The 12,968-nt window shown below is 40.8% G+C and carries 11 protein-coding genes and 1 pseudogene; 3 read left to right on the top strand and 9 right to left on the bottom strand.

Going from position 1 to position 12,968, the window contains the following annotated elements; translation table 11 throughout:
- Positions 1-11: 11 nt before the first annotated feature.
- Positions 12-434, bottom strand: a complete 423-nt coding sequence (locus ASG46_RS11805; RefSeq protein ID WP_056704797.1) for a CBS domain-containing protein — start codon at positions 432-434, stop codon at positions 12-14.
- Positions 435-595: 161 nt separating this feature from the next.
- Between ASG46_RS11805 and ASG46_RS11800 the strand changes: the two genes are divergently transcribed.
- Positions 596-961, top strand: a complete 366-nt coding sequence (locus ASG46_RS11800; RefSeq protein WP_008345035.1) for a YugN family protein — start codon at positions 596-598, stop codon at positions 959-961.
- A gap of 31 nt (positions 962-992) precedes the next feature.
- On the opposite strand, the gene ctaG is transcribed toward ASG46_RS11800, so the two are convergent.
- The 6 genes from ctaG to cyoE all read right to left on the bottom strand — a co-directional run bounded on the left by ctaG (position 993) and on the right by cyoE (position 7,177).
- A complete protein-coding gene (ctaG, locus tag ASG46_RS11795) occupies positions 993-1,871 on the bottom strand; it encodes a cytochrome c oxidase assembly factor CtaG (RefSeq protein WP_017367183.1) in 879 nt (292 codons plus the stop codon).
- A gap of 30 nt (positions 1,872-1,901) precedes the next feature.
- Positions 1,902-2,231 carry a cytochrome c oxidase subunit IVB gene (ctaF, locus tag ASG46_RS11790; RefSeq protein ID WP_003211520.1) on the bottom strand — a complete coding sequence of 110 codons (330 nt, stop codon included), beginning with the start codon at positions 2,229-2,231 and terminating at the stop codon, positions 1,902-1,904.
- 2 nt (positions 2,232-2,233) lie between these two features.
- Positions 2,234-2,854, bottom strand: a complete 621-nt coding sequence (gene ctaE, locus ASG46_RS11785) for a cytochrome c oxidase subunit III (RefSeq protein WP_056704695.1) — start codon at positions 2,852-2,854, stop codon at positions 2,234-2,236.
- Positions 2,854-4,725, bottom strand: coding sequence for a cytochrome c oxidase subunit I (ctaD, locus tag ASG46_RS11780; protein WP_007499823.1), 1,872 nt, complete (start codon positions 4,723-4,725; stop codon positions 2,854-2,856). The genes ctaE and ctaD overlap by 1 nt, the downstream gene beginning before the upstream one ends.
- A gap of 188 nt (positions 4,726-4,913) precedes the next feature.
- A complete protein-coding gene (gene coxB / locus ASG46_RS11775) occupies positions 4,914-5,981 on the bottom strand; it encodes a cytochrome c oxidase subunit II (protein WP_039168612.1) in 1,068 nt (355 codons plus the stop codon).
- Positions 5,982-6,259: 278 nt separating this feature from the next.
- Positions 6,260-7,177, bottom strand: coding sequence for a heme o synthase (gene cyoE, locus ASG46_RS11770; RefSeq protein WP_056704693.1), 918 nt, complete (start codon positions 7,175-7,177; stop codon positions 6,260-6,262).
- Positions 7,178-7,566: 389 nt separating this feature from the next.
- Here cyoE and ASG46_RS11765 point away from each other — a divergent pair, with 389 nt between their 5' ends.
- Positions 7,567-8,490, top strand: a complete 924-nt coding sequence (locus tag ASG46_RS11765) for a COX15/CtaA family protein (protein ID WP_024720295.1) — start codon at positions 7,567-7,569, stop codon at positions 8,488-8,490.
- Between the two features lie 39 nt (positions 8,491-8,529).
- Here the strand turns inward: ASG46_RS11765 and ASG46_RS11760 are convergent, their stop codons facing one another.
- Positions 8,530-9,963, bottom strand: a complete 1,434-nt coding sequence (locus ASG46_RS11760; RefSeq protein WP_056704692.1) for a cryptochrome/photolyase family protein — start codon at positions 9,961-9,963, stop codon at positions 8,530-8,532.
- Between the two features lie 302 nt (positions 9,964-10,265).
- Here ASG46_RS11760 and ASG46_RS11755 point away from each other — a divergent pair.
- Positions 10,266-11,721, top strand: a pseudogene (locus tag ASG46_RS11755) (IS1182 family transposase).
- Between the two features lie 212 nt (positions 11,722-11,933).
- On the opposite strand, the gene ASG46_RS11745 reads toward ASG46_RS11755, so the two are convergent.
- Positions 11,934-12,818 carry a DUF1002 domain-containing protein gene (locus ASG46_RS11745; protein WP_017359791.1) on the bottom strand — a complete coding sequence of 295 codons (885 nt, stop codon included), beginning with the start codon at positions 12,816-12,818 and terminating at the stop codon, positions 11,934-11,936.
- Positions 12,819-12,968 lie beyond the last annotated feature (150 nt).

Here is a 12,968-nt window from a genome sequence, read left to right as displayed (position 1 = left end):
ATATGCCCCTCCTAATGAAGAAATCCTTGGCCATGATCCTGGTCTTGTTGTGAGATTTCCGTCAGAGCATCACCTGCACGATCGTTTGATAAATCTTCAACTGATAAATCCCCAAGGGCTACGATCCCTGTGAGTGCCCCGTTTTTGACAACCGGGATACGGCGGAGCTGATGTTCTGACATCAACCGGACAATTTCTTCTAGGGTTGCATCTTCTTCAGCTGTCAATACTTCCTTCGTCATGAGGACACTAACCTCTTGTGAGTTCGGCTTTTTCTCAGCAATACCTCTAAGTACAAGGTCGCGGTCTGTGACAATACCAACAAGCTGATCCCCATCGACTACTGGAATGGCACCAATGTCAGCATCTTTCATTTTGACTGCCGCTTCATATGCATTGTCGTCCTTTTGCAACGTCACTACTTTTTTCGTCATGATATCTTTGATTTTTTTCGTTTTCACGTTGATTCCTCCATCCGTTATTTTCTTTATTACTGTAACCAGCTTATAAAAGAACATACCTTTCACAGTTGAAAGTTTAACGCTTTCATACTATGATTGTCAGTAAAGGGAATTTTTATAAGGAGGGGTTTTGGGTGAAGTTTGAAGGTACGGGGATTGAAAAGGTATCAGCTGACTTAAATAAATTAGATTTCATTATGGAAAGTGAAGGATTTGTACGAGCCGATCAATGGGATTATGAGCGTGTGACGTACGACAGGAAGTATAATATGGTAGAGGGGACATTTTACTTACGGATCTCTGGCTACGCCACTGAGGGAGATGTCGGCTCCAAAAAAGCCCACATCCAGCTGCTGACACCTTTACTTGGAAAACACTATTATCCGCATGGTGTTGAATATGGAGAAGGCGAAGATTTCCCTAAATCTCTTATTCAATCCAGTAAAAAAACGCTGAACCAATTAAAAGAAAAACTAGAAGCGATAACTGCTGAAGCATAAAAAGCACAGCCCCTGCGGCTGTGCTTTTCATTTATTCATATTTCGGAATGAGCGCATCTGGTACGGCATCTTTCGCTCTTTCTTTTCTCGCCCAGTCAAAGAAGACAACAGCAAGAATCGATCCGTATACAATCTCTTGAATGATTTTCATCAAAATAGCACCTAGCTGCTGATCTTCTAGCAGCGGCAATGTATGAAACATGTCAGGTCCCGTAAGCGCAAGACCAGCAAGCATATCACTCGGTACGCATAGGTGCAGTGCTTGTATCCATGCGCCGGCATCTGAATAAGTGGCATAGATAGGCGCTTCACTAAACATAATGAGTGCGCAGGCAGGTGTCATTAAAATCCCATCTGCCATAATATATCCAAGCTTTAAAATGCCTGTAATCTGCGGCTGACTTTGCACTTTATGGACAAGCGGCCACCACATGAAAAAAGCAGCGATAAAAATGACAACTGTCATCAATGCGTGATAAAACGGATCTGTTTTGACAAAATCGAACACAAGCGGAATATGATACAGCGAAAACAACCCGTTAAAACCGAGTAAGGCAATCAACGGCTTAGAAAACAAGCGGAAAATCGGCTGAATACCCCGTGTTTGAATGATCCGCTCCCAAATCGCCGCAGGTAAACCTGTGATAAGAAGGGGCGGGATGACCAAATAGAGCACTGCCATTTGCGCCATATGCGCACTGAACATAATATGCCCCATTAAATCAATCGGGCTCCCCTTCACTGCATAAAGCAACACAAGCCCCGTGAGAAACAGCGTTTTCTCTTTCACCGTCGCACGGTGCTTACCCTTCGTCACGAGAAGCAGATAAAAAGCGGCTGCTGCTACAATACATGTCAAATAGTAAGGACTCCATAATGCACGAAATCCAAATATCTCTAAGTTTTCCATTGCTGCGCCTCCTTCAAGGGCAAAGCGAGCTTACCACCAAATAATGGTCAAAAAGGCTAAAACGGTAATAAACGCGACAAACACACCTGAGTAAAGAAACAACGCGGGTGTTTCATGCCCTTTTTGGTTCATGTGCATAAAATAATAAAGCTGAAAAGCGACCTGAATCACTGCAAGCAGTAAAATAAAAGGGACAGCGAACCAATTTCCGACGTCTTCAGAGGCGATTGTTAAAAAGGCAACAAACGTTAAACCAATCATCAAGCCGAAAGAAATGAGCTGATGCTTCATTTCTTCGGCATTTTTCTTTTTCCGATAGACAAGATCGACTTTGGACTGATTTGTGTTTTTATTTCCCATTCTTATCCCACCATTCCCATTAAATATACAACGGTAAAGATGAAGACCCACACAACATCAATGAAGTGCCAATAAAGGCTTGCCACATAATATTTTGGTGCATTGTATAAATCGAGTCCGCGTCTCATATTCCGAATCATCAGAGCGGTGATCCAGCAAAGTCCAAATGCGACGTGAGCCCCGTGTGTTCCAACAAGCGTATAGAAGGAAGAGCCAAGTGCAGAGCTCGTAATGGTAAATTCATACGCATGCACATAATGATAAAACTCATAAATTTCTACCCCTAAAAATCCAGCACCTAAAAGAACGGTTATACCAAGCCAAAGCTGCATTTTTTTAAAGGCAAAGTTTTTCATATGATACATAGCATACACACTCGTTAAACTGCTCGTTAACAGAAGCATTGTGGCAATAAACACAAGTGTGAGGTCAAACATTTCAGTTGTTGTTGCGCCGCCTGCATTTGAATTTTTCAGCGCCAAATAAGTGGCAAACAAAGATGCAAACAGGACCGTTTCTCCCCCAAGAAACAACCAGAACCCGACGAACTTATTCTTTCCTTCTAACGTGGCTTTCTCAGGAGAAGCCGGAAAGGTTTCCGCTGTCATTTTTTGTGGTTCCATTATGCTTTCACCCCTTTGTCATCGTCATCCGTCAAATCTTCTTTGTGAATATGGTATCCATGATCATCTTTAAGAGAGCGAACGAGCATGGTCGCAAACGTGATCCCAAGACCAATGAAGATCACCGGTAGACCCCAGCTGTGTTCTTGACGATACATAAAACCAAACGCTGACACAAATAGACCGAATGAGATAATGATAGGCAAGATGGAATTATTCGGCATGTGAATATCATCGAGCGGTTCAGATGCTGTCATTCCTTTTTTACCATCCATTTTCTCAATCCATAATGGATCAAGTCCCCGTACAAGAGGCAGCTGCTTAAAGTTATATTCTGGCGGAGGTGAAGATACTGCCCATTCAAGCGTTCTTCCATCTCCCCAAGGATCGCCCGATACACGCTCCCCTTTTGCTGTCGTCCAGATGATATTAATCAGCATGATGACAACTGCTACAAACATGAACAGTGCCCCAATCGTACTCACCAAGTTCCCAAGGTCTAGACCCTGACCTGGCAAGAATGTAAAGACTCGGCGCGGCATGCCCCAAAGACCGAGAAAATGCTGGATAAAGAACGTTAAATGGAAACCGACGAAAAACAGCACAAAGCCAATTTTCCCAAGCTTCTCATTCAGTATTTTCCCAAACATCTTCGGCCACCAATAATGCACACCTGCTAAAATACCGAAGACCACACCACCGATAATGACATAGTGGAAATGCGCCACAACGAAGTACGTGTCATGGAACTGATAATCCGCTGCTGCTGCTGCAAGCATGACGCCGGTTACACCGCCAAGTAAGAATGACGGAATGAACGCAACTGAATATAGCATCGGCGTTGTGAACTTCACATTACCGCCCCATATGGTGAGCAACCAGTTAAAAACTTTAATTCCAGTTGGCACCGCAATCGCCATTGTGGCTACGGCAAAGATCGCATTGGCAATTGGACCAAGTCCTGTTGTGAACATGTGATGCGCCCACACCATGAATCCAAGGAAACCAATTAATACAGTCGCAAACACCATGGACGAATAACCAAACAATCTTTTTCTTGCAAACACCGGAATGATCTCAGAGAAAATCCCAAATGCCGGCAAAATCAAGATATACACTTCTGGGTGTCCAAAAATCCAGAACAAATGCTCCCAGATGATTGTATTTCCGCCGAGCTCTGGATTAAAAAAGCTCGTATCAAACATTCGATCAAGCATCAGCATCGCAAGCCCTGCTGTCAGCGGCGGGAATGCGAATAAAATTAGTGCAGATGCCACAAACGTCGTCCAGGTAAAGAGCGGCATTCTCATATACGTCATACCTGGCGCTCTCATATTAATAATCGTTGCAAGAAAGTTGATTCCGGCAATTAGCGTACCAATACCCGCTATCTGCAACCCTAAAATATAGAAATCCATGCCGTGCCCTTCTGAATTCAGCGTGAGCGACGCATAGGCAGTCCAGCCTGCATCAGGTGCTCCGCCCATAAACCATCCAAGGTTTAAGAAAATACCTCCGAAAAAGAACAGCCAAAAACCAAGTGAATTCACAAATGGAAACGCTACGTCACGTGCACCAATTTGAATGGGTACAACCGCATTCATTAATGCAAATAAAAGCGGCATTGCTGCAAGGAAAATCATCGTTGTTCCATGCATCGTCATGACTTCATTGTAAAACCCTGCACTCACAAAATCATTTTCAGGGATGGCTAGCTGAATACGGATAATCATCGCTTCCAGGCCACCAATTAAAAAGAAAAATCCCCCTGCCACTAAATATAGTATGGCAATTTTTTTGTGGTCAACCGTCGTTAAGTAATCCCATAAGACAGCGCCAAACCCCCGCTTTTTAGCTATTGTACTCACCATGAAATCCCCCTCTTATCTCCCATTTGCCCCTTTTCATATCAATGTCTATCTTCACGTTCTAAAAACAGACTATATCTGACAGATGACTTATTCTTGGATGTAGAGACTTATTCGGGAGCTCTTAACAAAAACTTCACATAGATCGTATACCCTTTTGAATGTGCGCAACTTCAAGCTGCTCAAGGCATTTACTGTATTTTAAGACCTTTTAAATACTCGTAGAGTGCGTCTGCTTCTGAGTCATTTAGTTTAGGGTACGTCCCTGTCATCTTATTACCTGGTTTAAAGCTCTCTGGATCTTTCAGCCATGCTTTGACATTTTCTTTGTTCATGTCTTTAATTCCAGCTACTTTTGTCCGCTCTCCGAAGGTTGCAAGGTTTGGTGCAGTCCTTGCCGCCTCTGGCCGTTCATCTCCAGGCTCTACCGCATGACAGCTTAAACAGTTTTTCTCTTTAAAGAGTTTTTCACCCTCAAGGGCTAGATCTGACGTAGATGCAGGCTTCTTATAATCTGTCATCTTTTTCGTCCAGCCTAAAAACTCATCTTGAGAAAGCGTTTTAACTTTAAAGTCCATTAAAGCATGTGATGGACCACAAAGCTCTGCACATTTCCCATAGAAATATTCTCCAGCATCTTTCGTTCGTTTTGAGTCAAACGTTAAATAAAACTTGTTCTCGTTGTCTGTATTTGTATCAATTTTACCCCCAGCTGATGGAATCCAGAATGAGTGTTTCACATCAGATGCTTTCAGCTTAAAATAAACCTTTTGATCAGTTGGAACAATCAATTCCTGACTTGTCACAATCCCATAATCAGGGTATTCAAATTCCCACCAATATAAGCTGGCTCTTACATTCACTACAAGTGTCTTTTCAGGATCTCGTTTTTTCTTATCCATGGCGCTTGTATCCCCTAGCTCAAGCGTGTATGCCACAACAGGTACAACGAGAATAATGAGTAGAAGTATCGGAATCGCTGTCCACGTAATTTCGAGGTTACGGTTCCCTTCTACCTGTTTAGGAATCGTATCTTCTCCCACTTTAGAACGTTTGAATTTAATGATGACGTAAAAGAAAATGATCGATACAACAATAACGACAAGAACCATAATAAGTGTACTCAGTACCGTTAGGAAAAACTGTTTATCTGCTACTTCCCCAACTGGCTTGAGTGTTGATAAGTATGGTTCACCGCAGCCCGCCAAAACGAGCGTCAGTAAGAGAAACAGTGAATAAACACGCCATTTTCTTATCATAATTTGTCCCAACCCCTTTTGCTTGATCTCCTTTGCCTTTCGCTTTTACCTCTTATTTATAAAATCACCTTTCACCCATCCATAACCCCCGCCTCTTATAAAAGCACTTACATTTCCTCTTTTCATAAAAAAATGATGTTTTTACTCAAAATACCATCTATGTATAAACAGAAAGCCGCCTAAATAGAACTGAATATCAGGCGGCTTTCATAGTTGTAAGAAAATGTTGTGTTATAAGATATAGCCATTGTTTTGATGTGATCAAAGTGTATTTCACTCTAGAATAGTGTAATAATAATCATCGCAACGAAAAAGATCGTTAAGTAGTTTAATGAATAAACGAACATGAGTGTTGACCACTTCATGATATCTTTCATTTTAAAGCCCATAAGCCCAATGACGAGCCATCCAATGTTCAGCAATGTGCCAAGTGCGACAATCGGCCATCCTAATCCACCTAAGAAAAATGGAAGCGGAAGAAGACATGCTGTCCAAATGATGATTTGGCGTTTTGTGACTTCAAAGCCGTAAACAACTGGCAGCATTGGAATACCTGCTTTACGGTAATCTTCCGTTTTCTTAATCGCAAGTGATAAGAAATGCGGAATTTGCCAGATGAACATAATCATAAACAGGACCCAAGCCGTTGTGTCGATGGTGCCTGTAACAGCTGTCCAGCCAATTAATGGCGGAACCGCACCAGATACACTCCCAATGACTGTATTAATGGTGTAATGACGTTTAGACCACATCGTGTATAGAACTGCATAAGTAAAGACACCGATAAATCCAATCACTGCTGATGTAACAGTTGTCATCAGAAGCATAATCAGTCCAAGTATAACAAGCAGAATACCAAATGCATACGCTTGACCTGGCTGAACTTTACCTGTCACCGTCGGTCTTGTTTTTGTTCTTTCCATTAGTATATCAATATCACGGTCAAACGCATTATTAATGGCGCATGAACCGGCAATAATAAGAGAAGAACCAATCATTGTTAACAGCACAATATCAAGATTCCCAAGAAAACTCATACCTGTAAAATAAAAAGCAAGCCACATTCCAGTAAAAGTTGTAATGAAATTGGAATTGACGATGCCCATTTTAATAAGAGCAAGAAAATCTTTTAAAGCGGTTGTTTCTTCTATTTGTCCATGAATAGCTGCTTCCGCGGCTGTTTTGGAATTTGCCAATGTGTATAACCTCCCTTGCCCAAACCTTCAAACGAACGAATAAAACGTAAAATCGTTACAACTCTATCATACAAGATAAAGAGCTGTAAAAAAACATCCTATTAAATAATAAACGACAAACTTGAAGTTATTTGTGAACTTTTCGTGAATTTATTAGGATGTGCGTTTCAGAAGGCGGTGCAAAATGAAATATTCTCTCCTCTATTTCTATCAGACTGTCAAAGAAAGATCAAGCACTCTAAATCTGTAAACTTTGTGAACTAACATATCATTTTTTTGTGAACTTTGGTCATTATGAATTGCAACAGAACACGCATTTGGCTTAAACTTGAGAGCATGTGAGGTTTTCATTTAGATCAGAAGTTATTTAGAGAAGGTGAAATCATTTGATGAAATTTGCTTTAAGGTTATTGAGCGTTGTCACAACATTTGTGATGCTGATCGTTCTGATTGGCGGTGCGCTTGTGACAAAAACTGGCTCCGGTCTTGGCTGCGGCAGACAATGGCCCCTTTGCCACGGTCGTTTCTTTCCAGAAATGAATCCTGCTTCCATTATCGAATGGAGCCACCGCATGTCAACAGGAGTTTCCACCATTCTTGTATTGGCACTGGCGGTCTTATGCTGGAAAAAAATCAGTCCAGTATTCCGTGAAACCAAATTTTTGGTCATCATGTCCATTATATTCTTACTGCTTCAAGCGCTGTTAGGGGCACTCGCCGTTGTGTTTGGTTCTAACGCACTTGTCATGGCACTGCACTTCGGTATTTCACTGATTTCTTTTGCTTCCGTTTTACTGCTGGCACTGCTTGTGTTTGAAGCCACCAGATCTGAAACAAAGCTTGTGAAGCCACTTCATATCGGCAAAAGAATGCAGTTCCATATTTATGGGTTGATCACATATACGTATATTGTGGTGTATACGGGCGCCTATGTGAGACATACAAAATCAAGTCTTGCATGCTCTGTCTTCCCATTTTGTTCAAAAGACGGCGCACTTCCAGCGTATTTTAATCAATGGGTTCAAATGTCTCACCGAGCAGCAGCCCTTCTTTTATTCGTTTGGATATTTGTTGCGATGTTCCATGCCCTTAAACATTATAAAGAACAAAAGCAGCTGTATTATGGATGGATCATTTCAGCCATTCTGATTACACTTCAAGCGATCTCTGGTGTCATGTCTGTTTATTCTCAGCTCGCACTCGGTTATGCGCTTGCTCATTCATTCTTTATTTCTTGTTTGTTTGGGGTACTATGCTACTTCTGCTTACTCATTGCCCGGTTTAAATATGAAAATAGAGAGCCTTTCAGATAAACATACAATCCCCCTTTCATCCGAAAAGGGGGATTTCTTTTATGTTTGTTTCGCTTCTTCAAATAGCGAAATGGCCTTTTTTCGTCTTTCTTGATGATCGACTGTAGGCAGAGGATATGTATCCCCCAACACACATCCCGATTTCATTTGCTCATCTATCGGCATTTTACTCGGTTCATGAATCCATTTTTCATTCACATGCTTTAGTTCTGGTACATACCTTCTAATATATTCTCCGCTTGGATCAAATCGTTTCGACTGGGTCGTTGGGTTAAAAATACGGAAGTAAGGAACAGCATCCGTTCCGACAGAGGCTGCCCACTGAAATCCTCCAATATTCGAAGCCTCATCATAGTCGACAAGTTTTCTCGCAAAATACGCCTCGCCCATTCTCCAATCGATGAGATAATCTTTTGTCAGAAATGAAGCCGTCACCATTCTCAAACGGTTATGCATCCAGCCTTCTTCATTTAACTGTCTCATCCCAGCGTCAACGAGTGGGAAGCCTGTTTGTCCTTTACACCAAGCTTCAAAAAGTGTCTGATCATCATTCCATTTTATATGTTGAAAGGAGGCGTTGATTTCTTTTTCTTTCATCTCTGGATAATGCGCAAAGATCATATGATAAAAATCACGCCACGCTAGCTCTTTCATAAATGTTTCCTTGCCCTTATCTTCAAAAAGTTCTTCCTCATTGACTGCATGAAAGATCGTGCGAATAGAAATGGTCCCGGTTTTTAAAAACCGAGACAGCTTGCTCGTCCCAAAAACAGACGGAATATCTCGTTTCTCGTGATAATGCGTCAATCTTTCTTGAATAAAGCCGCCTAGCGTGCTCATCGCTTTGTCTGATCCAATCTGATCGAATTTCCTTGTACATTTCTTGATGATGTCCCTTAGTTTCTCATCTCCCTTTTCAGAAAGTGACTCATCACAAATCGTATGCTTGCTGCTCAGAAATGATTTGTCAACTTTTATCACAGACTGCTTCTCCTGCTTCCGCCACGCTTGATAGTATGGAGTAAACACTTGATAATGAGTCCCATCCGCTTTTAAAATATCTCTCGCCCCATGCAGATGCGTATCTTGCCACTTTGACACATGAATGCCCTTTTCTTCTAAGAAACGGGTCACTTGCTCATCACGTGTTTGACCATTTCCTACTTCGTCTTCATTAAAAAAGACCGCATTGATGTCATAAGCATTCATGAGCTTTTGAAAAGCGGACAAAATATCATCATGAATGAGATGAACATACATGTGAGATTCTCTCGCTTCCTTGACGAAATTGGCCAAGTTTTGAAAGAAATGTTCGTTGTTCAAATCCAGTTCCATTTCTGTAAAAAACGGATCTAGATGATAAAAAGCAAATAATCGGTACTGATGTTTTTTTGCATATGTGATCGCTTTTGATAAGGCGATATGATCATCCAATCGCATATCTCGGCGAAACCAAATCACGACAATTTCCACTCTTTCTTCACCTCATTCTATAGTGTAATCACTCTAGCGGGCGGCTGCACATTTTAATGCGCTCAAAAAAAGACACATCCAAATGGATGTGTCTCAGCTTGTAGACAAAGTCTACAAGCTTTTTTGTATAATAAGGGTAATAACACAATTCTGTGGGGGATGAACATGTTATCGAAACGTGAAGAAGAAAGANATGCGCTCAAAAAAAGACACATCCAAATGGATGTGTTTCAGCTTGTAGACAAAGTCTACAAGCTTTTTTGTATAATAAGGGTAATAACACAATTCTGTGGGGGATGAACATGTTATCGAAACGTGAAGAAGAAAGAAGAAATCAATTAGAAGTAGTGGCCTTAGATGAATTAGTGCCTGAAGATCATCTTGTACGAAAAATTGATCAAGCGATCGACTTTGATTTCGTTTATGATCTTGTCAAAGATCATTATAGTTCTGASAAYGGTAGACCAAGTGTTGATCCCGTTGTTCTCATTAAGATGGTCTTAATTCAATATCTATTTGGCATTCGCTCTATGCGGCAAACCATTARAGAAATTGAAACCAACGTGGCTTATCGTTGGTTTATTGGATATGGATTTTCYGAGAAAATCCCGCACTTTTCTACCTTCGGTAAAAACTACGTGAGACGCTTCCATGATACAGATTTATTCGAACAAATTTTTTACCGAATCTTAAGAGAAGCGATGAAAAAAGGACTCGTTGACCCTTCTATTGCCTTCATTGACTCCACTCATGTAAAAGCGAATGCCAATAAGAAAAAACWTGAAAAGAAAATCGTTCGAGTAGAGACGAGAAGTTATCAAAATCAGCTTCATGARGAGATCAATATTGACCGTGAAGAACATGGAAAAAAGCCTTTACCCCTACAGAATAAAGAAGAGACAAAAGAAATCAARGTAAGTACGACTGATCCAGAGAGTGGYTACTATGTGAAGGATGAGCGAGAAAAATCATTTRCCTATTCATTTCATACGGCTTGTGATTCTAAAGGATTTATTTTAGGATCACTGGTCACAGGTGGAAATGTTCATGATAGTCGTATGTTGGATTCACTCGTATTAAAGGTGACAGAAAAAGTCGGAAAACCATTTGTAGTCGCAGTAGATGCAGGATATAAAACACCTTACATCGCTAAGTTTTTAATGGATCAAGAAATAAGACCTGTCATGCCTTACACTCGTCCAAGAACAAAAGCTGGTTACTTGAAAAAGAATGAATATACCTTACATCGCTAAGTTTTTAATGGATCAAGAAATAAGACCTGTCATGCCTTACACTCGTCCAAGAACAAAAGCTGGTTACTTGAAAAAGAATGAATATGTGTATGATGCATATTTTGATTGTTACATTTGCCCCAACGGGCAAATTCTCTCTTATCGTACAACGACTAGAGAAGGCTATAAGCAATATGCATCTGATTCAGAGGTATGTAAATCCTGCTCGTTTTTAAATAACTGTACACAAAGTCAAAATCACACTAAACAAATTCATCGGCATATTTGGCAGGACTATCTAGATGAAGCAGACCATCTGAGGCTGACACAAATGAATAAAGACATCTATGCAAAACGGAAAGAAACAATAGAACGCGTTTTTGCGGATGCAAAAGAAAAGCATGGTATGCGTTGGACGAAACTTCGAGGACTGAAAAAAGTTTCAATGCAGGCGATGCTTACTTTCGCTGCCATGAATCTTAAAAAGCTAGCAAACTGGACTTGGAAAGAGCCATGTCCAGCGTAAAACACATAATGTTTTTATCAAAAAATGTGAAAACCCCACTTTTACTTGAAGTAAAGGTGGGGTTTGTCTACGGTCTGANAAGAGCCATGTCCAGCGTAAAACACATAATGTTTTTATCAAAAAATGTGAAAACCCCACTTTTACTTGAAGTAAAGGTGGGGTTTGTCTACGGTCTGAGCTGCCTGATCATCAGGCAGCTTTTTCTATGACATTTATTTTCCACCAGTAAATACAGAGACGATCGCGTTCCAAATAGAGACAAAGAAATCCCAAATCTTCTGTAGAAGGTTTTTCCCTTCATCTGATTCTATGAATTTTGTAATCTTGTCTTTTGCTTTATCAATTTGAGATCCGACTTGTTTCCAATCGATATTGATATTTTTCATTTTATCGAAGAGAGAGACAAGTTGATCTTTTTGATCCTGCGTCAGATTTAAGTTCAAATCAGAAGCGGCTTGATCTACTTTTTCTTCCACTTCTTTTGTTGTTTTAGGAACTCCATTTTTGGCAATGTCATCTTTGATTTTTGCAATCAGGGCAGAAGCATTGTCTTTTCCAATAGAGTCTCCCAGTTTAGATGTTGTTACAAGCTCTTCGTTTGCCACCTGTTTCACATCTTCAGGAATGGCTTTGTCGCTTGACACTTCATAGGCTTTTAATAGACCTGTCAGTGCTGCTGTGCCAGATACTTCAAACGGCGCCGTCACGACAACCTTTGCATCTTTCACGCCTGCGGTCATTAAAGCATTTAAATACATCTCATCTGTAATGGTCTTAATGTTATGTGTATCCACAGTCAGACCCGTACCTGATTTTTCAATAGTGATAGATGAAGATGATAATGCTCGAGTCCCGATTTGAGAGCGAGGGATATACTTTCCTAAATATTCGTGCTCTTCTTTATTGGTTACTTCAATTTTTGTCGCATTTTCAGGTGGATTCAACTCGTCAAGCACCTTCTGGCGATCAGCCGGTGTTAAGTCTTGCCCGAGTGTGACGATGACATCGCCGACAGCTGCATCCGCTAAGCTGACTTTTGGCGCACCAATCAGTAAAAGGAGCGCTGCCATCATACCAAGCATTGTTTTTTTAAACATGTTGACCTCCTTCAAGTCGAAAGCGTTTCTCGATGGTGAGAAACTCATCTTTTGAGTACATGATTTGAATCGTACTCCATCATATAGACGTAACAAATCAGTCTGACGTTTCAATTTTCTTTTAAAGATGTTTGAAACCTCCAAGATGAT

The sequence above is a fragment of the Bacillus sp. Leaf49 genome (assembly GCF_001426125.1).
Taxonomy (GTDB): domain Bacteria; phylum Bacillota; class Bacilli; order Bacillales; family Bacillaceae; genus Bacillus; species Bacillus altitudinis.
The sequence above is the reverse complement of the archived record's forward strand: the minus strand, read 5'-3'. Positions and strand labels throughout refer to the sequence as shown.